22 protein-coding genes are annotated in these 23932 nt (G+C 50.8%); 16 read left to right on the forward strand and 6 right to left on the reverse strand.

The window, feature by feature from the left end; genetic code table 11:
• Positions 1 to 13 precede the first annotated feature (13 nt).
• Positions 14 to 457, reverse strand: coding sequence for a redox-sensitive transcriptional activator SoxR (gene soxR / locus ACTZWV_RS06480; protein ID WP_310210365.1), 444 nt, complete (start codon positions 455 to 457; stop codon positions 14 to 16).
• Positions 458 to 699: 242 nt separating this feature from the next.
• On the opposite strand from soxR, the gene ACTZWV_RS06485 reads away from it, so the two are divergent.
• From ACTZWV_RS06485 to ACTZWV_RS06505, 5 genes are all read left to right on the forward strand, one after another.
• Complete coding sequence (locus ACTZWV_RS06485) at positions 700 to 1140, forward strand: VOC family protein (RefSeq protein ID WP_444785760.1); 441 nt, start codon at positions 700 to 702, stop codon at positions 1138 to 1140.
• Positions 1137 to 1688: an NADPH-dependent FMN reductase gene (locus ACTZWV_RS06490; RefSeq protein WP_444785761.1), complete on the forward strand. Its 552-nt coding sequence runs from the start codon at positions 1137 to 1139 to the stop codon at positions 1686 to 1688. The genes ACTZWV_RS06485 and ACTZWV_RS06490 overlap by 4 nt, the downstream gene beginning before the upstream one ends.
• 101 nt (positions 1689 to 1789) lie before the next feature.
• A complete protein-coding gene (locus ACTZWV_RS06495) occupies positions 1790 to 2353 on the forward strand; it encodes a flavodoxin family protein (protein WP_444785762.1) in 564 nt (187 codons plus the stop codon).
• A 50-nt stretch (positions 2354 to 2403) separates the two neighbouring features.
• Positions 2404 to 2724, forward strand: a complete 321-nt coding sequence (locus tag ACTZWV_RS06500; RefSeq protein WP_444785763.1) for an antibiotic biosynthesis monooxygenase family protein — start codon at positions 2404 to 2406, stop codon at positions 2722 to 2724.
• A 317-nt stretch (positions 2725 to 3041) separates the two neighbouring features.
• Positions 3042 to 3581 carry a DUF4426 domain-containing protein gene (locus tag ACTZWV_RS06505; protein ID WP_444785764.1) on the forward strand — a complete coding sequence of 180 codons (540 nt, stop codon included), beginning with the start codon at positions 3042 to 3044 and terminating at the stop codon, positions 3579 to 3581.
• A 110-nt stretch (positions 3582 to 3691) separates the two neighbouring features.
• On the opposite strand, the gene ACTZWV_RS06510 is transcribed toward ACTZWV_RS06505, so the two are convergent.
• Positions 3692 to 4183 carry a DUF2938 domain-containing protein gene (locus tag ACTZWV_RS06510; RefSeq protein ID WP_444785765.1) on the reverse strand — a complete coding sequence of 164 codons (492 nt, stop codon included), beginning with the start codon at positions 4181 to 4183 and terminating at the stop codon, positions 3692 to 3694.
• 78 nt (positions 4184 to 4261) lie between these two features.
• Between ACTZWV_RS06510 and ACTZWV_RS06515 the strand changes: the two genes are divergently transcribed.
• Complete coding sequence (locus tag ACTZWV_RS06515) at positions 4262 to 4702, forward strand: helix-turn-helix domain-containing protein (protein ID WP_444785766.1); 441 nt, start codon at positions 4262 to 4264, stop codon at positions 4700 to 4702.
• 43 nt (positions 4703 to 4745) lie between these two features.
• Here the strand turns inward: ACTZWV_RS06515 and ACTZWV_RS06520 are convergent, their stop codons facing one another.
• On the reverse strand, positions 4746 to 8000 hold the full coding sequence (locus tag ACTZWV_RS06520) for a S41 family peptidase (protein ID WP_444785767.1): 3255 nt from the start codon (positions 7998 to 8000) through the stop codon (positions 4746 to 4748).
• Between the two features lie 200 nt (positions 8001 to 8200).
• On the opposite strand from ACTZWV_RS06520, the gene ACTZWV_RS06525 reads away from it, so the two are divergent.
• The 6 genes from ACTZWV_RS06525 (at position 8201) to ACTZWV_RS06550 (ending at position 17431) form a co-directional block, all read left to right on the forward strand.
• Positions 8201 to 8521 (forward strand): hypothetical protein, encoded by a 321-nt coding sequence (locus tag ACTZWV_RS06525; protein ID WP_444785768.1) that lies wholly within the window; start codon positions 8201 to 8203, stop codon positions 8519 to 8521.
• A gap of 90 nt (positions 8522 to 8611) precedes the next feature.
• Positions 8612 to 10465, forward strand: a complete 1854-nt coding sequence (secD, locus tag ACTZWV_RS06530) for a protein translocase subunit SecD (protein WP_444785769.1) — start codon at positions 8612 to 8614, stop codon at positions 10463 to 10465.
• Between the two features lie 10 nt (positions 10466 to 10475).
• The gene (gene secF, locus ACTZWV_RS06535; RefSeq protein WP_444785770.1) at positions 10476 to 11420 is read left to right on the forward strand and encodes a protein translocase subunit SecF; all 945 of its coding nucleotides are present in this window, start codon (positions 10476 to 10478) and stop codon (positions 11418 to 11420) included.
• Between the two features lie 267 nt (positions 11421 to 11687).
• On the forward strand, positions 11688 to 12872 hold the full coding sequence (locus ACTZWV_RS06540; RefSeq protein WP_444785771.1) for an efflux RND transporter periplasmic adaptor subunit: 1185 nt from the start codon (positions 11688 to 11690) through the stop codon (positions 12870 to 12872).
• 18 nt (positions 12873 to 12890) lie between these two features.
• Positions 12891 to 16064, forward strand: a complete 3174-nt coding sequence (locus ACTZWV_RS06545; RefSeq protein WP_444785772.1) for an efflux RND transporter permease subunit — start codon at positions 12891 to 12893, stop codon at positions 16062 to 16064.
• Between the two features lie 32 nt (positions 16065 to 16096).
• Positions 16097 to 17431, forward strand: coding sequence for an Nramp family divalent metal transporter (locus tag ACTZWV_RS06550; RefSeq protein WP_444785773.1), 1335 nt, complete (start codon positions 16097 to 16099; stop codon positions 17429 to 17431).
• A 10-nt stretch (positions 17432 to 17441) separates the two neighbouring features.
• Here the strand turns inward: ACTZWV_RS06550 and ACTZWV_RS06555 are convergent, their stop codons facing one another.
• Together ACTZWV_RS06555 and ACTZWV_RS06560 are read right to left on the reverse strand one after the other, a co-directional pair.
• Positions 17442 to 18383: a sugar phosphate nucleotidyltransferase gene (locus ACTZWV_RS06555; RefSeq protein WP_444785774.1), complete on the reverse strand. Its 942-nt coding sequence runs from the start codon at positions 18381 to 18383 to the stop codon at positions 17442 to 17444.
• Positions 18384 to 18510: 127 nt separating this feature from the next.
• On the reverse strand, positions 18511 to 18867 hold the full coding sequence (locus ACTZWV_RS06560; RefSeq protein ID WP_444785775.1) for a DUF3718 domain-containing protein: 357 nt from the start codon (positions 18865 to 18867) through the stop codon (positions 18511 to 18513).
• A 198-nt stretch (positions 18868 to 19065) separates the two neighbouring features.
• Here ACTZWV_RS06560 and paeA point away from each other — a divergent pair, with 198 nt between their 5' ends.
• Positions 19066 to 20373: a polyamine export protein PaeA gene (gene paeA / locus ACTZWV_RS06565; RefSeq protein WP_444785776.1), complete on the forward strand. Its 1308-nt coding sequence runs from the start codon at positions 19066 to 19068 to the stop codon at positions 20371 to 20373.
• Between the two features lie 345 nt (positions 20374 to 20718).
• The gene (locus tag ACTZWV_RS06570) at positions 20719 to 21123 is read left to right on the forward strand and encodes a hypothetical protein (protein ID WP_444785777.1); all 405 of its coding nucleotides are present in this window, start codon (positions 20719 to 20721) and stop codon (positions 21121 to 21123) included.
• 121 nt (positions 21124 to 21244) lie between these two features.
• On the opposite strand, the gene ACTZWV_RS06575 is transcribed toward ACTZWV_RS06570, so the two are convergent.
• A complete protein-coding gene (locus tag ACTZWV_RS06575; RefSeq protein WP_444785778.1) occupies positions 21245 to 21454 on the reverse strand; it encodes a hypothetical protein in 210 nt (69 codons plus the stop codon).
• A gap of 360 nt (positions 21455 to 21814) precedes the next feature.
• Here ACTZWV_RS06575 and ACTZWV_RS06580 point away from each other — a divergent pair, with 360 nt between their 5' ends.
• Together ACTZWV_RS06580 and ACTZWV_RS06585 are read left to right on the forward strand one after the other, a co-directional pair.
• A complete protein-coding gene (locus tag ACTZWV_RS06580) occupies positions 21815 to 22525 on the forward strand; it encodes a response regulator (RefSeq protein ID WP_444785779.1) in 711 nt (236 codons plus the stop codon).
• A 15-nt stretch (positions 22526 to 22540) separates the two neighbouring features.
• Entirely contained in the window at positions 22541 to 23875 is a 1335-nt protein-coding gene (locus tag ACTZWV_RS06585) for an ATP-binding protein (protein WP_444785780.1), read from the forward strand.
• Positions 23876 to 23932 lie beyond the last annotated feature (57 nt).

The following is a 23932-nucleotide window of genomic DNA, read 5'->3' on the forward strand; positions in this document are numbered from 1 at the left end:
GGTTAGCTGCTTACTATTCTGTCTGTTCCAGGATCACCGGCCCGGTGCCTTCAGCGCCCAGTACATCATCCGGGTTATATAGCGGGCATTTGCTCATACTCAAACAGCCGCAACCAATACAACCGGTGAGGTAATCGCGCAGCCGTTGCAGGTAAGCAATGCGCGCATCCAGCATTTTCTGCCAGTTGCTTGATAACAGCTGCCAATCTTCCACTGTGGGTGTACGGCTGTCGGGCAGGGATAAAAACGCTTGTTTTACTTCTTCCAAACTAATGCCGACTTTTTGCGCCGCTTTAATCACTGAAATACGCCTTAACACTTCCGGCTTGTAACGGCGCTGGTTGCCATCATTGCGCCAGCTTTTAATCAAACCCTTTTGCTCGTAAAAGTGCAATGTACTTACCTTAACGCCACAACGCTTGGCCACGCGGCCGACACTCCAGGTTGCATCAGTCATCTCAAGCCCCTTCATTTTTCTGCCATTTTTTTCAAAAAACACTTTACCTTAACTTAGGTTAAGGTTTTACCCTGCTGTCAGTTTAATTGCAAGGAGATAAGACATGAGCACTTTACCGGACAACTCAGAGCCGTGCTGCAACAGCTTTTTGTGTCAGTTTTTCCGACTGTTCAACCGGACCATGCAAAACAAATGATGCAAAACAAGTAACGCAAAATAAATAATCTGATTAGGAGATGACTATGTATCTGGAACATGTGAACCTGGTGGTGGCGGATATTGATGCCATGCTGCACTTTTACCGCGCGGCCTTTCCGCACTGGCATATTCGCGATGAGGGCCATGGCGAGTGGTATGGCAAGCCGCGTAAATGGCTGCACTTTGGTGACGATTATCATTATCTGGCGCTGAGCGATCACGGCGAAGGCCAAAACCGCGACCTGGCCGGCCACAGCGTTGGCTTTGCCCATTTTGCCTATGTGACTAACAACCTGGATGCGGTTATCGCCAGGCTGAATACCGCCGGCTATGCCATTGCCAAGCCGGGCGCTGACGACCCCTATCGTAAAAACGTCTACTTTGTTGACCCAGCCGGGTTTGAAGTGGAATTTGTGCAGTACCTCAGTGATCTGCCGGCCGAGCACAACTTAAATCAGGAAAAAGCCCGCAAGGAGGTGTTATGAGAATTCTTGCATTTGCCGCCAGTAATAATCCGCAATCTATTAACCAACAACTGGCGCTTAGTGTGGCGCGGCTGCTGCCGCAAGCAGAGGTGGTCAGCTTACATATTGACGATTACGAGCTGCCGATTTACAGCGAGCAACGCGAGGCAGAGCTGGGCGCGCCGGCAAAGATAGCCGCGTTTTTGCAGCAAATAGCCAGCGCTGATGGCCTGATAGTGTCTTTTGCTGAACATAACGGTACCTTCACTGCTGCCTTTAAAAATTTGTACGACTGGGCCTCGCGCAGCCAACGGCATATTTTTCAGCATAAACCGGCGTTATTTCTCTCTGCGGCGCCAGGGGCGGGCGGGGCGCAAAGTGTGCTGCAGGCGGCAGTACAAGCCGCACCTTTTATGGGTGCCAAACTTGCCGGTACCGTGTCGGTACCCAACTTTCACCAGGTGTTTGATGCACAGTACCAGCAGGTAAAACACACGGCGCTGTTTTTGCAACTGCAGCAAGCGGCCCTGGCATTACACCAGCATATTATGCAGAGCAAAGCCGCTTAACTGCGGCTTTTTTAAACCAGCTAATGGAGCAATAAAGCTTTGATAAAGATCGCATTGATAAGGGTGGCCTTGATAAGGATGGTAGTGATAAGGAGGATTCAGTGATAAAAGTCGCAGTTGTGTTCCATTCAGCCGGCGGCACCACCAGGCAACTGGCCACGGCGGTAGCGGCCGGCGCCGCTGAAGTAGCGGGTGTTACTGTTATCCAGGCCGAAATTGCCGGCGCCGATATTAGCGCGGGGCGCTTTTGTAACAGTACACTGCTTGCGCAGTTAGACAGCGCCGATGCCATAGTATTTGGTTCACCCACCTATATGGGCTCTGTGTCAGCGCAGTTTAAAGCCTTTGCCGATGCTACCAGCGAGCGCTGGGAGCAGCAGTTGTGGGCTAATAAAATTGCCGCCGGCTTTACCATCGGCAGCAATTTCAGCGGTGATCAGCTGCATACTCTGCAGTACCTGCAAATTTTGGCCAATCAGCAGGGTATGTTATGGGCGGGTTTAGATATTCCCGGCAACCACAATGCCGCCGGGCTTAACCGGCTGGGGGCGCAATGCGGCGTTATCGCCCAATCAGCCGATGGCCTGTTACATGAAACCGATTTGCTTAGCGCACGCTACTTAGGCCAGCGCGTGGCGCAGCTTAGCAAAAAGTTTGCTGCGTAACGGTGCTTAGATGCGCCATGTTGCGGCGTTTTTAAAGAAAGGGGATTATTATGTCTGAAGCATCACACATCTATCGGGTTGATAAGTTTATTGTTCCTGCAGACGCTCGCAATGAGTTTCTGGCCAGAATTCTGGACACCCATCAAATATTGCGTCGCCAACCGGGATTTGTGCAAGATTCTGTGCTGGAACAAACCAGCGGCCCCGGGCAATACAACATCGTGACCATTGCCCAATGGCAAAGCCAGGCTGCTATTGATGCTGCGAAAATCGCGGTGCAGGCAGAGCATGCCCAAAGTGGCTTTAACCCGCAGCAAACCATGGCGCGGTTGGGCGTACAGGCGGATATTGCTAACTACGCCAAGCTTTAAAAGGAGCTGCCAATGGCCGAAGATTGATGTGTGACGGCAATAGCGAAGCCGGTTATGGTTTATTTACAGCTTAGGCCAGCGCGTAGCGCAGCTTAGCAAAAGGTTTGCTGCGTAACGGTGCTTAGATGAGTCGTTGCTATTAATGCCGCTAAACTCCGGGCTTGGTACCAACCAGAAGTGCAGGCAGCCATACACCTTGGTGATAATCAGCTATGCTTTACAGTCAGAGCTGAGTAACTGGTACTGATATCAATAACAGTTTAAATTTTATTGTAAGGAGAAGCACCCACATTATTTATCGCTAATAAAAGGAGCTGATGATGATTACCTGGCACAACACCATGGTGTGGCGAAGCATATTGTTTATTGTGGTTTTACACTTGACTGTAGCGCTGACAGCTTGCGGGAAGGTGGAGCAATCTGTTGATTCTGCAAAAGAACCCCCCAACACCGGTGAGCCTGTTGGGCCGGAGCAGCCGCTGGGCCATATTGTGGAATTTGATAATTTTACGCTGCGGGCTAACGTTAGCCGTGCCACTGTGCTAAGCGACACCATGGCACAAAAATACGGGATAACTGTGCATCCTGATCTTGCAGTGCTTAACCTGGTTATCCTTGATAATACCTCCGACAGATCACAAGCAACTGTTGAGGCTGTGGTGAGCGCACGGCATGAAAATCTGCTTGGGCATAGCAAAGAAATAGATATGCAGTCGATTGAAACCGATGGTTACATTTCTTACATTGGTACTTTAGATGCCAGTTCACAACGTGTATTTCAGCTTATTATCAGTGCACAGCCCCAAGGTAGTGAGCAGCCGCTGCAGATGAACTTTGAAGTACGACTGAATTGGTAATGTAAGCTCACCAAAGGCATTTGAAAATAATCCGGCAGGTGTTTACCCTACGGATTATGACTCCGGCTAAAACGCTGATACGGCCGCCGGAGGATAAACAGGGCTGGCTTTTACAGTAACGACAACAGCTTTGCCACCCAGCCTGATACATATAAACCCAAGCCAAAAATAGCATGGGTTATCAGGCTATGCAGCCGCGCAGAGTTTGGGTTTGCTGTGCGGCTGGCGGCAATACCGGCACCCATACCTGGCTGCATTAGTAAAAAAGGTGCGGCAACGGTCACTATACCCACGGCCAGTGCGGGTAACAGAGCCGGGTTTTGCAGCCAGGCGTCACCACAGAGAGCAATTAATAAGCCGGCAAAGGCAATGCCAATCATATAGTGAGCGGCCCAGCCTACGACATGTTCTGAGCGCATAACAGGTGCTGCGGCAATGGCTTGATGACGAAACCGGCCGTGTGTCATATGCAGCAGCCAACGACCTACCATGCCATAGTTTGCCGGCGCGACACCGAACAGCGCTTTGCGCAGCAGAGTCCATAAGTCCATTATGGCAGTGGCACCAATGCCAATGAAAAAGATACATATTGCAACACTCATTGTTTTCTCCTTGCTTGTCCTGAATTTGAACAAATGCTAGCGTACAACTTCAAGTTGACTTTAAGTCAAGGAGCAGTGATGGATATTGCCGAAGTAGCTAAACGAGCGGGCGTACCAGCTTCAACGTTACGTTATTATGAAGAAAAAGGCTTAATCCGTTCGAGCGGCCGTCTGGGGCTCCGAAGGGTGTTCAATGCGAATGTGTTGGAGCGGTTGGCTCTGATTGCGTTGGGCCGCGCGGCCGGCTTTTCGCTGGACGAAATTGCACCGATGTTGGGTGATAAAGGGCCGCCGGATATAGACCGCGCGCTGTTGCTGACTAAGGCAGATGAACTGGACAATACCATTGAACAATTGAGCGCAATGCGTGACGGCCTGCGTCATGCTGCAGTATGTACTGCGCCGGGTCATATGCAATGTCCTAAGTTTCGTTGTTTGCTGGGGCTGGCAGCTGCTGGCGTTATAAGCGCTGACCGCAAGCCTGAGTTGGTAAAGAAACGCAGAGCTAAGCGGGCATAAAAAACCGCTGCAGTGCAGCGGTTTTTGCGTTACTTGCGGGAATTTATAAACCCAGCTTAGTCGGCATTGCCGGGGCTTTGCTATGATCTTTTGGCGGGTTGGCTTTGAGCTCTGCCAGCGTATGCTCGATAGCACGTTCCAGCTGCACATCAATGCCTTTATTGACCGCTATCGGATCCAGTTCTACCTCGATATCCGGTGCTACGCCTTCGTTCTCTACCCGCCATTCGCCGTCCGGCGTATAAAAGCGGAAGAACGGCACGACGTGGAAACCACCGTCAATCATCGGCGGGTTGGCCGCGATACCAATTAAGCCACCCCAGGTGCGGGTACCGACGGTTTTTCCTAAACCCAAACGTTTGAACGCCCACGGCAGGAAGTCGCCGCCTGAGCCGGCGTCTTGATCGATCAGCATGGTTTTCGGGCCGTAAATGCCGCCGCCGGGTGTGGTGAACACTAAGCCGTCACGGTCTTTCCAGCCGGATAAAAACGGCCGGCCGAGAATTTCGGTAATGTAGTTTGCCGCCTGGCCGCCGCCGTTTTTGCGCTCGTCCAGAATAACCGCCGGTTTGTCGGTTTGCGCGAAGAACATGCGGTTAAAGAAGTAGAAGCCACCATCGGCGGTGTTAGGCAGGTAAACATAGGCGACTTTGCCGTCGGTTTTTTCTGCCACCAGTTGGCGGTTTTGTTCTACCCAGTGCCATAAACGCAGTTGGCTGTCGTTAGCTACCGGCTCTATGGTGATATTACGGCGGTTTAAGCCTTTGGCATTGTCGGCAATGCTCAGCACCACTTGTTTACCCAGGGTATTGTCGAAAAAGGCAAACACGTTATCTTTGGCGCTAAGCTCACGGCCGTTTACGGCCAACAGGTAGTCACCGGCTTTGGCACTGGCACCGGGCACATTTAACGGTGCTTGCAGGAACGGGCTCCAGCGGTCGCCCTGATACACGGTTTTAAACTGGTATTTGCCGTTGTTGATCACAAAATCAGCCCCCGGCAGGCCCACTTTGCTCGAGCCTTCCTGGTGCACGTCGCCACCACCAATGCGGTTGTGGCCCACCTGCAGCTCGGCAATCATCTCTACCAACACCTCGTTTAAATCTTCGCGGCGTTGTACATGCTTTAGCATTGGCTGGTATTTGTCGTAAATAGCCTGCCAGTTAATGCCGTGCATTTTGGCATCATAAAAGTACTCTTTTTGCATGCGCCAGGCGTCGTTAAAGATTTGCTGCCACTCCTGCGCCGGGTCTACAAAGCTGCGTACTTCGGCCAGGCTTACGGCTTTGGCGTCCGGTTTAGCCTTGGCATCGCCTACCTGCAGGCTGTTAGGGGCGCTGATCAACAGCAGCTTTTTACCGTCGTTGCTCAGGTCGTAACCGGCCAGGCTGTCTTTAACCAGTTCAGCTTTTTTCTCTTCAAAGTCAAAGCGGTATAAAGTGCCATTGTTCTGGCCATTGTCGCCTGGTGGCTCGTTACTGCTGCCCGGCTGGGTGCGTTCTACATAAAACAACGCGCCGTCATCCGCCACGCCTAAGCTGTCATAGTTACGCTCGGCTACCGGCAGCGCAATAATGCGGTTTTGTAACCCGGCAAGGTCGATTTTTACCGCTTTTACTGCGGGTTTATCTTCGTCCTTATCTTTTTTAGCTGTTTTATCTTCAGCTTTTTTCAGTGGTTCATCACCGCTTTTCGGCAGTAACGGCGATTTACCATCACTTGCCAGCACATAACCATAGATGGCTTTGCGCACCGGCCGCTCGCGGGTGGATAAATCCAGCCCTACCTGAGAAGGGCCGGTATTTACCGAGGCGGTAAAATACAGATAGTCTTGGGTAAACACCGGGTCGTCGGCATGGCTCATGCCATCGGTAATGGCGGTAGTTTTATTGCCGCTAAAATCAAATAATTTTATTTGGCTGAAGTAGTTAGCCGCGGATACGGTATAGGCTAAATAACGGCTGTCCGGCGAGAAGGACACCTTAAAGCCGTCGCGTCTCTGTGAAGTATCCAGCTTTTGGCTGCGTTTGGTTTTCAGGTTAAACGCATACAGGTTTAAATGGTTGTCGTGATAGGCAATAAGGTTGCCGTCCGGCGAGAAGCTCAGCAGATTAAAGTAGCCGCTGTCGGCCAGGGCAAATACCTCGGGCTGGCTTAAGCCGTCCTGTGCTTCCAGTACCAGTTGGTGTTTATTGCCGGCATCAGAAATATAAGCCACTTTGCTGCCGTCCGGGCTCCACAGGCCATCAAATTCGCGCACGCCGCTGCTTTGCGTCAGGTTGCGCGTACTGCCGTCTTTTACCGGTACGGTAAATACTTCACCACGGGCACTCACCACTACGCGCTGGCCGGTAGCGGATAAACGCGCGGCGGTCAGGGTTTTGCCGGCATCTTTCCACTGCGGCCGCAGTTGTGCTGACTGGCTGTTAATGTCAACACGGATAGGCGTGCTTTGGCCGCTGGCAACGTCAAAGCGGTGCAGGTAGCCACCGGCTTCGTATACTATGCTGTTGCCATGGCCGGCCGCGCTGCGTAAATCCCAGTCGGTGCTGTTAGTCAGTTGCTGCACTTGTTTATTGGCGTAGCGGTACAGGTTTACCGCGGTGTTGTCGCGATCTGACAGGAAATAGACGTTATCACCGAGCCAAAACGGGTTAAATTCATTGGCATTAGGGTGGGGGATCTTCTCCAGCTGCTGTTTTTCCAAATCGATGATCCACACCGGTGGTGTGCTGCCACCGCGGTGTAAACGCCAGCCACTGGCGCCGCTGTACGCCATATTATTGGGCCGGTAAGCCAGCTTTTTGCCATCGCTGCTTAAGTCGCCCTCAAAGGCCACGGCTTGCATCAGTTGTTGCGGGTAACCGCCATCGACACTTACCTGGTATAACTGGTTGCTGCGGCTGTTGGCAATTTCGCGGTTAGAGGCAAAGATCACGCTTTTACCATCCGGACTCCAGCCGTTTACCGTATCGGCACCCGGGTGAAAAGTAAGCCGGCTGGCCGCGCCGCCGCTAACCGGCATCACATATACATCAGTGTTATTGTCGTACGCGGCTGAGAAGGCAATCCAGTTGCCGTCGGGGGAAAATTTCGGTGCAAATTCACTGGCAGGGTGGCTGGTTAAACGGCGCGGGTTTTGCCCGTTGCTGTCGCTCAGCCAAATATCGCCGCCGTAAACAAAGGCTAAATGCTCTGCCGAGATATCCGGTTGGCGCAGTAAGCGGGTGCCGTCGCTGGCAAAGGCAGAGCCGCTGGCCAGTGCACAAAACAGGGCGAGGTAACGTGGTTTAAACATAAGAATTCCTTGTTGTTCTGGTTCTGAATCGACAACAAGTAAAGCACATTGCTTTGCTGTGGCAAAACACCAGGTTGTAACAGGTGATGTCAAAAGGAAATATTTAACGTCATCCCTTGTGTCGCAGCAATTCTGCGCCCATTATGCCTGAACGCGCTGCTGCCTTGCAGCATGCGGTTTTAAAACGGCAATGAGGTGTTATGCGTTGGCTGAGTAGTATCGCCATACTGTTTTATCTGAGTTTATTGTGTACGCCACAAGCCTTTGCCGTGCACGATATTCGCTTGTCGCCATTGGCCGACAGCCAGCTGTATGCCATATCCCAGGCATTGCCACACTCACAACTTAGTGCGATGCCGGATGCGGATGATAATACCCCACCGGCCGCGTTGCTGCCGCCAGCGCTTACTGTGGCGCACTATGGCACTGCAATAGCAACTGTTAGCCCTGCAAAGCCGGTTAACAGCCAATTTCTTACCAGAGCGCAAGCGCGGGCGCCACCGTTGTTTTCTTCACGCTAAACCCCAAATCCGCGGCAGCATAGCTGCCTGTGTTTTTGCTTATCCGGTATGGCCAGGCTGTACCGGCTAAAGCTATGTGAAGGAACAACCATGTTGAACAAAAACCCGCTTTGGCGCTATATCCTGGTGCCTGGCTTACTATTATTAGCGCTGCTGTATGCCTTGCCAAACCTATACCCGGAAGATCCGGCCTTAAATATCAGCGCCAGCCGCGGCGGCGTGGTAACAGAGCAAACGCGGCAGCAATTGCAGCACAGTTTCACTGCACAGGGCATAACCGCAAAATCGGTTGAGCTGAGTAACGGCCAGCTGCTGGCGCGCTTTAACAGTACCGAAGCGCAGCTGCAGGCGCGTGAAATTGCCAACCGGCAGTTGGGCAGCGGTTACATTACGGCGCTTAACCTGGCCCCGGCAACGCCGCAATGGTTGGCAGCTATCGGCGCCAGCCCGATGAAGCTGGGGCTGGATTTACGCGGCGGCGTGCACTTTCTGCTGGCGGTGGATATGAAAGCCGCGCTGGATAAAAACCTGAATGACCTGGTGCAAACCTTCCGCGCCGATTTACGTGAAGATAAAATCCGTTACCGCAATGTGCAGGCCGATATTGGCCGTGGCCAGGTACAGGTAAGTTTTCGCAGTACGGAAGATCTCACCGCAGCCGAAGCGGCGTTAAAACAGCGTGAGCGTGAGTTGGAATTTAGCAGCGGCAGCGACAACCTGACTTTGCTGGTCAGCTTTAGCGAAATCCGCTTAAAAGAAATCCGTGAATATGCGCTGGAGCAAAACATTACCATTATCCGTAACCGGGTAAATGAAATTGGTGTGGCTGAGCCGTTAGTGCAGCGCCAGGGCGCGGATCGCATAGTAGTACAACTGCCGGGCGTGCAAGACACGGCACAGGCAAAAGAAATTCTCGGTGCCACCGCCTCGCTGGAGTTTCGGCTGGTAGACACTGACGGCGATTTAGCTGCCGCGCTGGAAGGTAGGGTGCCGCCTGGTTCAGAGCTGTACTACAGCCGCGATGGCCGCCCGTTATTGCTGGAAAAACGCATTATGCTGACCGGCGATCATATTAGCGGTGCCAGTTCGGGTTATGACGAATACAGCCGGCCGCAGGTAAACATTAAGCTGGATGCTAAAGGCGGCACTTTACTTTCAACCAGTACAAAAGACACTATTGGCCGGCGTATGGCATCGGTGTTTACTGAATATAAGCCCGGCGCTGAAACCGACGCAGATGGCAACCCGATACTGATAAAACAACAGGAAGTGATTAACGACGCTACCATCACCATGCGGCTGGGCCGCGATTTTTCCATCACCGGCATTAACACGCCGGCTGAAGCACAAAACCTGGCTACCTTATTACGCGCCGGGGCGCTGATTGCACCGGTGCAGATTATTGAAGAGCGCACTATAGGACCCAGCCTGGGCCAGGAAAATATCGAGCTGGGGATTACGGCTATCGGCTGGGGTATGGCGGCGGTGCTGGTATTTATGGCGGCATATTACAAGGCCTTTGGCATGGTGGCTAATGTGGCACTGCTGGCCAATCTGGTGCTGATCACCGGGCTGTTATCGCTGATCCCGGGCGCCACCTTAACCTTACCCGGCATGGCCGGCATTGTCTTAACGGTGGGTATGGCAGTAGATGCCAATGTGCTTATTTTTGAGCGTATCCGCGAAGAGCTGGCAGAAGGTAAGTCAGTGCAGCAAGCCATCCATTTGGGCTACGACCGTGCTTTTGCCACTATTGCCGACTCCAACATTACCACCTTATTAGTCGCTCTGGTGTTGTTTGGTATTGGTACCGGACCGGTAAAAGGCTTTGCGGTAACCCTGGCGATAGGTATTTTAACGTCGATTTTTACCGCGGTGGTTGGCACACGGCTGTTGGTAAATTTAATTTGGGGTGGCCGCCGTTTGCAGTCACTGCCGGTATAAGGAGCGTTGTATGCAGGTATTTAGTTTTACGCGGCCACTGAATTTTATGCGGCTAAAATGGCCGGCGGTGCTGTTATCTTTGCTGCTGCTAACCGGCTCGCTGGCCTCTTTTGCCCTGAACGGTATTAACTGGGGGCTGGATTTTACCGGCGGTACCGTTATTGAAGCCGGTTTTGCCCAACCGGCCGATCTCGTTGCCGTACGCCACACCCTGGAGAGGGCCGGCTATGGTGATGCGGTGGTGCAGTTATTCGGCACCAGCCGCGATGTGCTGATCCGCATACCGCTGCGGCCCGATATTGCCCAAGCGGTGGTAGGCGATACCGTATTACAGGCGCTGAATGCACAGCAAGCTGAGCCGGTAACCATGCGCCGCGTTGAGTTTGTAGGCCCCAGCGTAGGCGAAGAGTTAAAACAAGACGGCGGCCTGGCCATGTTAGCTGCACTGGTGGGCATTTTGCTTTATGTGGCGATGCGCTTTGAATGGCGCTTATCGGTAGGTGCCGTTGCGGCGCTGGCACATGATGTGATCCTGACGCTGGGGTTGTTCTCTGTGCTGCAGTTGGAGTTTGACTTAACTGTGCTGGCGGCCATTTTGGCGCTGATAGGTTACTCGATTAACGATACCATAGTGGTGTTTGACCGTATTCGCGAAACCTTTCGCAAATTGCGTGATTGCAGCACGGCGGAGGTGATCAATACGGCCATTACCTCCACACTTAACCGCACCGTTATTACCTCGTTAACCACCATATTGGTGCTGGTTGTATTGTTTTATCTGGGCGGCGCGTTAATTCACGGTTTTGCCACGGCGCTGTTGTTTGGCATTGCGGTGGGCACCTACTCGTCAATTTATGTCGCCAGTGCCATTGCCGAGATCCTCGGCATCAGTAGGGAAGATATGTTGCCGCAGCCGGTAGAGGTGGATGGCGAAAATGGCGCTGGCCAACCCTAGTCTGTGTTGTAAAATGCCGGCCCGCGCCGGCTTTTTTTTACCGCTGCAATAGAGTTAGTGCTAACAAACAACAGCTTGCGACCCGGATGCAGCTGCCACACTTTTTTACAATTCTTCATATTTATTCCATTCCGATCGGTAAAAAATATGCTATTTTACTGCGATTCATTCTTATTACCGCTGTTTATTGCATAACAATACCCTGTGAACCTGCCGGCGCCTGTTTTATTGCCCGGTACGGACACCGGCCAGCTCAAAGGTGCTTTTATGACACGTAAGTCATGTTATTTCCGTACGGCCATAGCCGGCGCTGTATTATTTTCTCTGGCCGGATTAACTGCCTGCTCCGATCCTTCTGTCGCGGCCGACGCCGGCATGGCCGCCATGCCACCGGCTGCGGTGAATGTGCTTACGGTTGAACCGCAAAGCGTGCCTTTGCTGATTGAGTCGCCGGCATTGCTGGCCGGTTCGCGCGAGGTAGAAATTCGCGCCCGGGTATCCGGCATTTTAGAGCAACGTAACTTTAACGAAGGCGCCACGGTAACGGCAGAGCAAAGCTTGTTTAGCCTGGATGCGGCTCCGTATCAGGCTGCGGTTAACCGCAATAAAGCAGAGTTAGCAGCGGCGCAGGCGCGCCAGGCCTTGGGCCAACGCACATTAAAACGCTTAGAGCAACTGAGTAAAGACGGCGCGGTATCACAGCAAAATTATGATGATGCCTTATCTGCCGTTGATGTAGCCAAAGCCGATGTGAAAACCGCAGAAGCTATTTTGCAGCAAGCGCAGTTACAGCTGAACTACACCGAAGTACGCTCGCCTATTGCCGGCGTGGTGAGCCGTGAGCTGGTATCTGAAGGCACTTTGGTGCCGGGGCCGGAACTGTTGCTGACCAACGTAACGCAATTAAACCCTATGTATGTGCGCTTTTCGGTTGCAGAGCGTGATCAATTGCAATTGCGCGGCGAAGCAAAAAATGGTGCGGTAGACCTGCCGCAGCAGTGGCGGGTAAAGCTGCTGCTGGCCAACGGTGAGGTATACAACCAAACCGGCGTGGTGGACTTTTCCGACGTGCGCATTAACAGCCAAACCGGCACCAGCGAGATGAAAGCAGAAATTGCCAACCCCGATTTATTGCTGCGTCCTGGCCAGTTTGTCCGTATTCAACTGGAAGGTGCTGTGCGGCATAACGCCATAGTGGTGCCACAAAAAGCCGTATTGGACGGCGGCAGCGGTAAGTTTGTTTATTTGCTGGCCGACGGTGAACAGGGTGGCAAAGTAGCCCTGCCGGCACCGGTAGAAGTGGGCGAATGGGTGAAGTTAAATGGTGACAATGGCTGGGTCATTAAAAGCGGTCTTAAAGCCGGTGATACGGTGATCACCGAAGGTATGGCGCGCATTTTCTTCCCGGGTATGCCGGTACAACTGGCGCAAGATACGGCAGCTAAAGGCTAACAGGCAAGGATAAAGCATATGTTTTCCCGTTATTTTATCGACAGGCCTATTTTTGCTTTTGTTATAGGTATTTTTATTTGTTTGGCCGGTTTAGCCGCGATGCGCAGCCTGCCGGTAGCGCAATATCCGGAAATCGCGCCGCCGGTGGTACAGGTGATGGCCATGTACCCCGGCGCCTCGTCAGAAGTGCTGGAGCAAACGGTGGCGGCACCGCTGGAAAACGCCATTACCGGGGTGGAAGGCATGATGTATATGTCATCTACCTCTACCAGCTCAGGCGTTACCACCATTTTTATTACCTTTGAAATTGGTACCGACGTAGATCAGGCGGCGGTTAACGTGAATAACCGCGTCAGCAAGGTAGAAGCGCGCTTGCCGGAAGAAGTACGCCGCCAGGGCATCACGGTAGAGAAGGGCTCATCAAGCTTTTTGCAGGTGCAGGCGTTTTACTCGCCGGACGGCAGCCGCGATGATTTATGGACCTCAAACTATGTCACCTTAAACGTGCTGGACCGGCTAAAGCGCATTCCCGGCACCACCAATGTGCAGATTTTCGGTGCCAAAGACTATGCCATGCGCATTTGGCTGCGGCCGGATCAAATGAGCCAGCTGAAAATTACCGTACCGGAAATTGCTGCAGCGCTGAGTGAACAAAATGCCCAGTTTGCCGCCGGTAAAATTGGCGCTACGCCCACGGCCGCTGCCGCCCAGGATATGGTATATACGGTAACGGCACAGGGCCGTTTCTCCAGCGTGGAAGAGTTTGAAAATGTGATTATCCGCGCTAACCCGGACGGCAGTACACTACGGGTAAAAGATATTGCCCGGGTTGAGCTGGGCTCGCGCGATTACGACTTTATCGGCCAGTACAATGGCCAGTCATCTACCCTGGTGGGTATTTTTCTGCAGCCGGGTGCCAATGCACTGGATGTGGCGGCCGAAGTTAACCGTACCGTAGCCGAATTAGCTGAACGTTTCCCCAGCGGTCTGGCGCAGGCCACACCTTATGACACCACACGTTTTGTTGAAGTATCGATCAGTGAAGTGGTAAAAACCCTGGCCGAAGCCATGTTGCTGGTGTTCCTGGTGGTGTATTTATTCCTGCAGAACTGGCGCGCTACCTTAATTCCTATACTGGCGGTGCCTATTTCTTTACTGGGTACCTTTGCCGGTTTGTATATGCTGGGGTACTCCATCAATACCCTAACGTTATTTGGTATGGTGCTGTCAATTGGTATCGTAGTAGACGATGCCATAGTGGTACTGGAAAACGTTGAACGTATTATGCACGAAGAGCATTTATCGGCGCGCGATGCTGCCATTAAAGCGATGCAGGAAGTGTCCGGCCCGGTGGTGGCGATAGTGATGGTGTTGTGTGCGGTATTTGTGCCGATCGCGTTTTTAGGCGGCTTAACCGGCGAGTTATTCCGCCAGTTTGCTGTAACTATCTCCATCGCGGTCAGCTTGTCCGGCGTAGTGGCACTGGTAATGACACCGGCATTATGTGTTGCCATTTTACGGCATGAACACAAACAAACGGCGAAGTTTTTCCTCTGGTTTAACGAATTTTTCCGCCGTATTACCGGCAAATATGTGGCGACGGTAGGGTTTTTCTTACGCCGTGGCTTGCTGGCACTGGTGCTGGTGGGCGGCATGATTTTTATCACCGCCGGCTTGTGGCAGGCTACGCCCGGTTCACTGGTGCCGGATGAAGATCAGGGCTTTTATATAGCTGCGATCTTTTTGCCGGACGGCGCATCGCTGGAGCGCACCCAGCGCGTTACCGACGAGGTAATCGCCGCTATTCGTTCTAATCCGGCCAACAAAGATGTGATCAGCTTCGCCGGTTTCGACTTTATCGGCGGCGGTTATAAAAACAGTGCGGCGACCATCTTTGTCACGCAACAGGATTGGAGCGAGCGCGACATCAGTGCCAGTGATCTGGTGAACGAGCTGTTTATGAAAACCGGCCACATTAATGAAGCCCTGGTGTTGGCGTTTAACCCGCCACCTATTTTTGGTTTGGGTAATACCGGCGGTTTTGAGTTTTATCTGCAAAACCGTGGTGACGGTGGTGCAGAAAAACTGGCCGAAGCCATGGGCATAATGCAGGGCGCAGCAGCACAAAGCCCGGTGCTGGACGGAGTGCAAACGCTGTGGCGGCCCAATACGCCGCAGCTGAAAGTAGAGCTGGACCGCGAACGCGCTAAGGCGCTGGGCGTGCCGGTAAACGATGCCTTTAATACCCTGGCCGGTACTTTGGGTACTTACTATGTTAACGATTTTAATAAGTATGGCCGTGCCTGGCAGGTGCTGATGTCGGCGGATGCTGAGTTTCGGATGAAGCCCGAAGACATTAAGCATATTTATGTTAGAAGCCAAAGCGGTGAGATGATCCCGATGTCGGCGCTGGCGAATATTCAGTACAGCTCGGGGCCGGACAATATGGAGCGTTACAACAACCTGCCGGCGGTAAAACTGCTGGGTAATGCTGCGCCGGGTTACAGTTCAGGCCAGGCCATTGCTGAGGTAGAACGTATTGCCAATACCATGTTGCCACCGGATATCAGCTATGACTGGACCGGCAGTGCCTTCCAGGAAAAACGCAGTGGCGGTACCACCGGGCTGGCGCTCGGTATGGCGGTGGTAATGGTATTCCTGATTTTAGCTGCCTTGTATGAGAAATGGTCACTGCCGTTATCGGTATTACTGGCGATGCCGTTTGGTATTTTCGGCGCTCTGGTGGCGGTGTGGATTGCCGGCTTAACCAGCGATGTTTATTTCCAGATAGGCTTGGTCACCTTGCTCGGTTTAGCGGCGAAAAACGCCATCTTAATTGTGGAATACGCACTGATGAAAACGCAGCAGGGCTGGAGCACCGGCACTGCAGCACTTGAAGCCGCGCGGTTGCGGTTCAGGCCCATCATTATGACCTCGCTGGCGTTTATTCTTGGCGTAGTGCCACTGGCATTCAGTAGTGGCGCCGGTGCCGGGGCGCGGCACAGCGTAGGTACCGGGGTTATGGGCGGCATGATGGCAGCAACCTTCCTGGCAGTGTTCTTTGTACCGTTGTTTTTCTTCTGGTTAACCGAGCGGCGTATTCGCGAGCAGCGCTCGAAACAGCAGTTAGCCGATGAAATTGCTGAGCATCACCGGCAGGAACATTTGGATACCCAAGAGGGCCTGCTTTAAACCGCACCCTGCAGGGCTGAACAGTTGACCCAATGGCGCTACCTTATGCTAAGGTAGCGCCATTGTTTTTTTCCTACCTGCTATTTATGCCAAATCAATCTTCGCCACCAGGCTCAGCGCAGAAAAAATCGCTGTTTGGCCCGGCTACCTTAGTTACCGCGGCTTTTATTGGCCCGGGCACCGTTATTACTGCCTCGCTGGCCGGGGCAAACTATGGCTATGCGCTGGTATGGGCACTGCTGTTTTCGGTGTTTGCCACTATGGTGTTGCAGGAAATGGCGGCCAGGCTGGGTATTGTTACCGGCCGCGGCCTGGGGGAGAACCTGCGCGATCTGATAACGCATCCGCTGCTGCGCTGGCCGTTACTGCTGTTGGTGATTGCCGCTATCGTGGTGGGCAACAGTGCTTATCAGGGCGGTAATATCAGCGGTGCGGCGCTGGGCGCCGATGCACTGTTTGGCGATATCGGCCTGATTAACCGCTGGCACAGTGCCACCGGTATTAACCTGTGGGCGCTGCTGTTGGGTTTTATTGCCGCAGCGGTATTGTGGTTTGGCCAATATAAACTGATTGAACGCTGCCTGATTGCGCTGGTATTGCTGATGAGCCTGGCGTTTATCGGCACTATGCTGCTAACGCGGCCGGATATATTAACCTTGCTGCAGGGCGCATTTTGGCCGGTTATTCCGCCTGGCGCGGTGCTTACCGTAGTTGCGCTGATTGGTACTACAGTGGTGCCGTATTCATTATTTTTGCATGCAGCCGCTGCCGCGCAAAAGTGGCCGCAAGCGGGCATTAATACAGAGCAGGCGCTGCGCTCCTCAGCGCGGGATATTGCTGTTGCTATTCCGCTGGGAGGTTTGATATCCATTGCCATAGTGTCCACCGCTGCAGCGGCGTTTTTCGGTACGGAGCAACAATTAGACAATGTGGCGCAGCTGGCACAGGCGCTGTCGCCGTTATTTGGCAGTGCCGCCACCTGGTGTCTGGCGCTGGGGCTATTGGCGGCGGGGCTGTCATCGGCCATTACTGCGCCGTTAGCTGCGGCTTATGCCTTAGCCGGTATTTTGGGTAAGCCACTGGATTTACAACAGCCGCTGTTCCGCCTGACCTGGCTGGGTATTATTATCTGTGGCGTGATACTGGCGTCGTTAGGCGTACGGCCGGTGAAGGTAATTTGGTTTGCCCAGGTGGCAAACGGCATTTTGCTGCCATTGATTTGCCTGTGTTTATTGCTGGCAATGAACTACAGCTTGCCGGTGCAGTATCGCAATAACCGCCGGCAAAATGCGTTGGGCGCAGTAGTACTGCTGGTAAGTCTGGTGTTAAGCGGCCGCAGTTTGGCGCTGGCGTTTGCCTTGTTATAGCGACGGCCTGTTACAGATAAAACGGATGCAGTCCGGCGGGTTTTAAGCGTTGCACTACGCCACTGTAATGCCAGACTGGTTGCGCCGCCGGCTTAGCTGCCAATATTGGCCAGTCTTGTTGCGGCCCGTCCAGCCAGTCCGTGTGTTGCAATACATCCAGCCGGCTATGGAAATAGGCCGCTAAGGTGCCGACATCGCGCCAGTAGTGCGGCAGGCTTTGCTCGCCGGGTAAACGGTTGCTGCAAAAGTCGTAAACACAGGCCTGGCGCTGCGCAAACAGTGCCGGCAACAGATCATGGCCAAAATCACAGGGCGCGCTCAGGTCGATAGTATCCAGCAGTTGATACAAGCTGGTGGCGTTAAACAAGTAGTTACCCATTGAGGCCAGGGCAAAGCCCGGCCGGCCCGGGATCTGTGGCACCGCGCCCTGCGGTTTTTCGACAAAGCCGGTAATAGTAAAATTGTCATCTACGATAAAAATACCGAACTGCCGCGCTTGCGCCACCGGCACGGCGATAGCGGCGACGGTAACGGCAGCCTGCTGCTGTTGATGGCGGGCCAGCATTTGGCGGTAGTCCATTTTATATATATGGTCGGCACTGAGTACGGCAATAACATCGGGCCGGTAATCACGAATCTTGCTTATTTCGGCGGCCACAGCACCGGCGGTGCCCAGGTTTAGCTGTTCTGCGGCCTGACACGGCTGTAAAAAACCATCGCGGCCAAATACCGGTTGCCACAGTTGTTGCAAATGCCGGAGCAAGCTGTGTGGTTTGTATTGCGTTAGCACCAGCAATTGTTTAAAGCCGGAGTGCCACAGGTTACTTAATACAAAGTCGATAATCCTGCGGCGCTGTAAAAAGGTTAACGCCGGCTTGGCCTGCTTTAATGTTAACGGTTGCAATCTTTTACCGGCACCGCCGGCCAGCACTACACTCAGCACTTTCGTCATGGTGAGATCCGCGTTTATGGCTTGGCTAATAAATGTACACCCTGGCAGGTAATGCAACTTGATATGTATCAAATGAAACTGTGATAACGCCAACAGCAGGGCTTTAACGCTGTTGGCGCCGGCTAGTTTACTCGCCGATACGGGTTTTTATCACATCGACCAACGCAGAGGCATCATAACCATTCTTGCCGGCCCATGCCGCATAGTCAAACTCAGCCAGGGTTTTCGATGGCATTTGTTTAACAATAAAAGAGCCGCTTTCAAAGGCGTCGTGGCGAATAGCAAACTGCAGCATAGACTCGTTATTGCATGTAATGCTGCTGTAGATATTACGCACGTTAAGTTTGTTCTCAGACAAGGTTTTACGCAGCTGATTACGGTTGTCTTCTTTTATATAACCGCACAGGGTTTCGGCTATTTGCTCATTTGCCATTGCTGTGTTTATAACGCACAGTGCCGCCAGAGTTAACACGACTTTTTTCATGGTACCGCTCCGTGATGGTAGTTGCTGCTGAAGTATAGCCAGTGCTACAAAAACTGCGCCGGGCAGGATACATTTATTTCTGTTTGATTATTTTCAGTTAGTTAGCACGATTACCGGCCAACTGAGGCTATAATGGCGCAATGTATCAGCGGCGCAATATATCAGCGTCTGATGCTGAAACGATTTGCAGGAGATCATATGTCGACGCCGGAATATATGTTGTTAATGTTATTGCTGGTTGCCAGCAGTGCGTTTTTTTCTATTTCAGAAATTGCGCTGGCGGCGTCGCGTAAAATGCGTTTGCGCTTGATGGCGACCGAAGGCAATGTGAATGCAGAAAAAGTGCTGGCGTTGCAGGAGCACCCGGGCAACTTTTTTACCATAGTACAAATCGGCCTGAATGCGGTGGCTATTTTGGGTGGTATTTTGGGCGAGTCGGCCTTTACGCCTTATTTCAGCTCATTACTGGCATTATTTTTTCAGGGCAGCTGGGTCGCCAACGCCGGCTTTGCTTTATCGGTGTTCTTTGTTACCTCGTTATTTATCTTATTTGCGGACTTAATGCCCAAACGGCTGGCAATGATTGCGCCGGAAAAAATTGCCACCCGGGTAGTAAGCCCTATGCTGTTTTTAATTACCCTGCTCAAGCCTTTTGTTTGGCTATTTAATGGCCTGGCCAATTTGTTTTTCAGCCTGTTTAACGTGCCGACGATGCGCAAAGACGATATTACCCCTGAGGATATTATTGCCATGATGGAAGCCGGCGCCCAGGCAGGGGTGTTGCAGGAGCACGAGCATCAGTTACTGGAAAACGTGTTTGACATGGAGTCGCGTACGGTTACCTCTGCAATGACAGCTCGTGAGAGCCTGATTTTTTTTACCAATAATGAATCTCAGGACAATATTAAAGCCAAAATTGCTGAGCATCCGCATGCCAAATTTATTGTATGTGACGAAGTGCTGGATAAGGTAGTGGGGTATGTTGATACGCGCGATATTCTGATGCAGGTGTTGCACGACCAGCCCATTTCGCTGAAAAAAGAAGGCATAGTGCGGGCGCCGTTAATCATTCCTGATACGTTGTCGCTGTACGAGGTGCTGGAGCACTTTAAATCGGCCGGGCTCGATTTTGCCATTATCATGAACGAATACGCGCTGGTAGTAGGCATTATTACGCTGAAAGACGTAATGAGCATCGTAATGGGCGAGTTGGTAAACTCGGAAGAAGATCAAATAGTGGCGCGTGATGCTAATTCCTGGCTGGTGGAAGGCTTAACGCCGCTGCAGGATGTAATGCGGGTGCTGGATATTGATACGTTCCCCAGCCCGGAGAACTACGAAACCATCGCCGGCTTTATGATGTACACGCTGCGTAAAATCCCGAAACGGACCGACTTTGTGCTGCATGGCGGCTACAAGTTTGAAGTTGTCGATATCGACAGCTATAAAATTGACCAACTGCTGGTAACCCGGATAACGGCAGCGGAGCTGGTTGACAACCAGTAAATGATTTAGCCGAAATGGTCAGTATTTTATTCGTGACTGAAAATGGCAACAATTTTACTCAACTTAGCAGGCGCGGTGAGCGAAAAGCGAAAATTAACGCTGTCGCCCGCAGCCAAGTCCTGTAAAAGCAAGATATAGGAACCACCCTCTTAACAGTCCTCTGCGCCGCCTGACATCGATGGTACGCAATTTAAACTTTACATTTCTTTGCATTACAGGGCGTTACTGTACATAGCAATTGGTAAAATTATAAGTTCACAACACCATTGTTATGGTCTTGCTGCAAGTGTTCTTTACTCACAGCAAAAAATTCTTTAAACGCCGAATTAATATGCAAGGTAAGTCATGATAAAAAAGTCTTTCATTTTGTTTGTTGCTGTTATCTTTTCATTAACTCAACCAGTGTTGGCAAATGAAAAAGAAACAACTTCTGGACGTTATTACCCAGAAATGAATGTTGTAAAAATAAAAGAAAGGTTAAGTATTTCGTCTGAGCAGGAGACTAAATTTTCCCCGGTATTAGAACAACATATAAAAGATAGGGATAATCTTTTTGAAAAATACGGCCTTGACAAAGAGAGCGCGAGCATATCCTTTCGTAATCTAAGATCTTTTAGAAGTGAGATGCTAATGTTAAGCGACAATACTAAAGAAAAGCTTTCTGACATTTTGACAGAGTCACAATTGAAAGAGTGGAATGCCATTCAGGAAGAAAGCCGCAGAGAAATACGGAAAGGATTTTCTTTGTAAGAGATGTTAACTTTATAAGTTTGATATAATTTATTTTATAGCCGTCTCAATTGACGGCGCCATCATTTTATCTGATGTCATTGGTAAATTAACGAAGGGAGGGCTGACTGTGCAGCCCAAGCTAAAAGTCTGACATGCACTCCAGTTGATATTGGCGGTTCACCTCGGTCCTTCTGACCGGGCGGCCTTTCAGCTCACGCATTTTCTCTTTCATTTCCTGGCATATCTTTTCTTTTTCTGCCTTATCTTTGGCAGATTGCTCATAATTATTTACGGAGCAAGCCGACAAAGCCAATAGAAATAACACATAAAAAGGTACTTTTCTTGACATGATTTCATTACCGGTAATAATTAAAACAGGCTTAATTTTAACTTATTCTATATTGAAGATCAAAGCTTCAGCCCATTAATTGTAAAGGTTATCTGTTGAAAATCCGGTGTGTTGCTGTGACTCTATTTTAATCAGTGCAGTATTATTATTAAGGCTTGCCAAGTGGTTCTGTATTTTTATTGTTTAAGATTGATTTTTTATTAAGGTCTGCTTGGTTATTATTTTGGTGCGCGCTTTACATTGTTCGGTAGTGAGGGAGGTTGGTTTGCGTGGAAGGTTTTATCTTATGATGTTGTTTTTTTTAGCTTCAAGGCTTAAAGTTTATTTATCCTGCGATGTCACGATAAGTGAGAGGGTTAGATGATAGCCGATAGTTTGATAAAAGTACTTATGGTAGACGACGACGAAGTATTAACGGAATCAGTGAAAGCTTACTTTCTATCTGAAGGCGGTTTTACATTCACATCGAAAAATGACGGAGAATCAGGTAGAGAATCAGCCATATCTGAGGATTACGACGTCATCATACTGGATGTAACGATGCCGAAGATGAATGGATTTGAAACATTAAAATACATCCGCAGGAAGAAGGAGACCCCCGTCATAATGTTAACCGCACGCGGTGATGATCTTGACCGAATACTGGGACTTGAAATAGGTGCTGATGACTATGTACCGAAACCTTGCAACTTGAGAGAGTTAGTTGCCAGAGTAAGAGCTATTATGCGCAGGGTGTCAGTTAGAAATGGCACCGTTGAGGTTGAAGGCTGTTTTATTACGGTTGGAGATTTGAAACTTAAATCCGGCTCACTCACTGTTGAAAAAAATGGAGTACCTATATTGATGACAAGTGCCGAATTTATGATACTGGAAAAACTCACCAGTATGGCCGGCGAAGTTGTCTCAAAAGACGAAATTTCCAGACATGCGCTTGGCCGGCGTATTTCACAATTCGATCGTAGTGTTGATGCGCATATCGTCAGCTTGAGAAAAAAGCTGGGCCCAATGCCTGATGGGCAACAGCGAATTAAAACTGTTCGGGGTCGGGGTTACCTTTATGTAAGCTTATGAGGGGAGTGTCAGTCGATGTACCGCTTTTTTCAACGAATATTCCTGTCTGTTTGGGTCATCATTATTACCACTACCCTGTTGACCAGTGCCGTGGCGCGATGGTTACCAGAAGGCACGGCAAAAACTTCGCCGCCCTTTTACAAACGAATGGCAGAGAATGTTGCTATTGGTATACGTAAAAAACTGAAGCAACATCAAACAATTGACGCTCATAGTTTGCAGCGTGAATACATTCTTGACGCTGAAAATGTTATTCAGATTTACGTTATTGCTCCTGATGGAAAAGAACTGCTGGGCCGTGAATATAACCTTGATATGGACTTATCAAAGATACATGACGAAGATGGGATTGCAGTAATACGTGAGGATTTAGACGGATATACAGTAATTGGCGTCAGGAATTATTTCCCCATTGCAAAGTTATTAATAAAGCCGTGGGCACGACTTACTTTGGGGGTTACGGCACTGATAGTCAGTATCATCGTTTCCCTGGCCTTGTCACGTTTTATTGTTCAACCTATCCGGCTTATTCGGGAAGCCGGTCAAAAAGTGGCCAGTGGCGATTTGAGCATCAGCGTCGCTCATAATGTCGCCGGACGTCGTGACGATATTGCCTTGCTGGCAAAAGACTTTGACCTTATGACGGAAAAAATCTACCAATTATTGGAGAGGCAAAAGCGCCTGATGCGTGATGTTTCGCACGAATTACGCTCTCCACTGGCAAGATTGCAAGCGCTTTTTTCTCTCTCCCGCCAAAAGCTCGATCAACAGGACGGCAAACTGGACATTGACTACATTGATCGAATGGAAGTGGAAAGTGAAAGACTAAATTTATTAATTGAGCGAATTCTCGTTTTTACCCGTCTGGAGTCCTTTAATGAAATTAACCGGCATACCACTGACTTAATAGACCTGCTTAATGTTATTGCGGAAGACGCATCTATCGAGGGGTTTGCCCAAAATAAAGATGTGTTAGTTATTGGCCCGGAAAAATGCATATTAAAGCTCGATAGCGCTTTGATGCAAAGTGCCTTTGAAAACATCATCCGTAATGCGCTGCGCTACACAGAAATCAATACAAACGTAATAGTTCGCGTAGTAAATGCCGGGACAAATATAGCGGTTGAGGTTTGTGATAGTGGCCCGGGCGTACCGGAACAAGATTTAACTTCACTATTCGAACCGTTTTTCAGGGTTGAAGCTGCGCGCACTCACAGTATGGGCGGTGGCGGTATAGGACTGGCCATCGCGCAACGTGCTGTGCAGTTGCATGGCGGGACAGTAAAAGCAGAAAACAGAGACGAGGGCGGGTTAAAGGTTATTGTAACTTTACCAAATACTATCACTTAGTTTCATGAGGTTGCCCGAAGCAACTTCAGCGAATTCAGATGGCCTTCTTTACATCCC

Origin of the sequence: Rheinheimera sp. NSM (assembly GCF_052380015.1) — a bacterium.
GTDB lineage: Bacteria > Pseudomonadota > Gammaproteobacteria > Enterobacterales > Alteromonadaceae > Alishewanella.

Bases quoted from the DNA above. Each gene is read 5' to 3' on its own strand.
- ACTZWV_RS06545 (WP_444785772.1), top strand. From the start codon at position 12,891: ATGTTTTCCCGTTATTTTATCGACAGGCCTATTTTTGCTTTTGTTATA.
- ACTZWV_RS06505 (WP_444785764.1), top strand. From the start codon at position 3,042: ATGATGATTACCTGGCACAACACCATGGTGTGGCGAAGCATATTGTTT.
- ACTZWV_RS06540 (WP_444785771.1), top strand. From the start codon at position 11,688: ATGACACGTAAGTCATGTTATTTCCGTACGGCCATAGCCGGCGCTGTA.
- ACTZWV_RS06570 (WP_444785777.1), top strand. From the start codon at position 20,719: ATGATAAAAAAGTCTTTCATTTTGTTTGTTGCTGTTATCTTTTCATTA.
- ACTZWV_RS06580 (WP_444785779.1), top strand. From the start codon at position 21,815: ATGATAGCCGATAGTTTGATAAAAGTACTTATGGTAGACGACGACGAA.
- ACTZWV_RS06585 (WP_444785780.1), top strand. From the start codon at position 22,541: ATGTACCGCTTTTTTCAACGAATATTCCTGTCTGTTTGGGTCATCATT.
- secD (WP_444785769.1), top strand. From the start codon at position 8,612: ATGTTGAACAAAAACCCGCTTTGGCGCTATATCCTGGTGCCTGGCTTA.
- secF (WP_444785770.1), top strand. From the start codon at position 10,476: ATGCAGGTATTTAGTTTTACGCGGCCACTGAATTTTATGCGGCTAAAA.
- ACTZWV_RS06520 (WP_444785767.1), bottom strand. From the start codon at position 8,000: ATGTTTAAACCACGTTACCTCGCCCTGTTTTGTGCACTGGCCAGCGGC.
- ACTZWV_RS06515 (WP_444785766.1), top strand. From the start codon at position 4,262: ATGGATATTGCCGAAGTAGCTAAACGAGCGGGCGTACCAGCTTCAACG.
- ACTZWV_RS06560 (WP_444785775.1), bottom strand. From the start codon at position 18,867: ATGAAAAAAGTCGTGTTAACTCTGGCGGCACTGTGCGTTATAAACACA.
- ACTZWV_RS06485 (WP_444785760.1), top strand. From the start codon at position 700: ATGTATCTGGAACATGTGAACCTGGTGGTGGCGGATATTGATGCCATG.
- ACTZWV_RS06575 (WP_444785778.1), bottom strand. From the start codon at position 21,454: ATGTCAAGAAAAGTACCTTTTTATGTGTTATTTCTATTGGCTTTGTCG.
- soxR (WP_310210365.1), bottom strand. From the start codon at position 457: ATGACTGATGCAACCTGGAGTGTCGGCCGCGTGGCCAAGCGTTGTGGC.
- ACTZWV_RS06510 (WP_444785765.1), bottom strand. From the start codon at position 4,183: ATGAGTGTTGCAATATGTATCTTTTTCATTGGCATTGGTGCCACTGCC.
- ACTZWV_RS06490 (WP_444785761.1), top strand. From the start codon at position 1,137: ATGAGAATTCTTGCATTTGCCGCCAGTAATAATCCGCAATCTATTAAC.
- ACTZWV_RS06550 (WP_444785773.1), top strand. From the start codon at position 16,097: ATGGCGCTACCTTATGCTAAGGTAGCGCCATTGTTTTTTTCCTACCTG.
- ACTZWV_RS06555 (WP_444785774.1), bottom strand. From the start codon at position 18,383: ATGACGAAAGTGCTGAGTGTAGTGCTGGCCGGCGGTGCCGGTAAAAGA.
- paeA (WP_444785776.1), top strand. From the start codon at position 19,066: ATGTCGACGCCGGAATATATGTTGTTAATGTTATTGCTGGTTGCCAGC.
- ACTZWV_RS06500 (WP_444785763.1), top strand. From the start codon at position 2,404: ATGTCTGAAGCATCACACATCTATCGGGTTGATAAGTTTATTGTTCCT.
- ACTZWV_RS06525 (WP_444785768.1), top strand. From the start codon at position 8,201: ATGCGTTGGCTGAGTAGTATCGCCATACTGTTTTATCTGAGTTTATTG.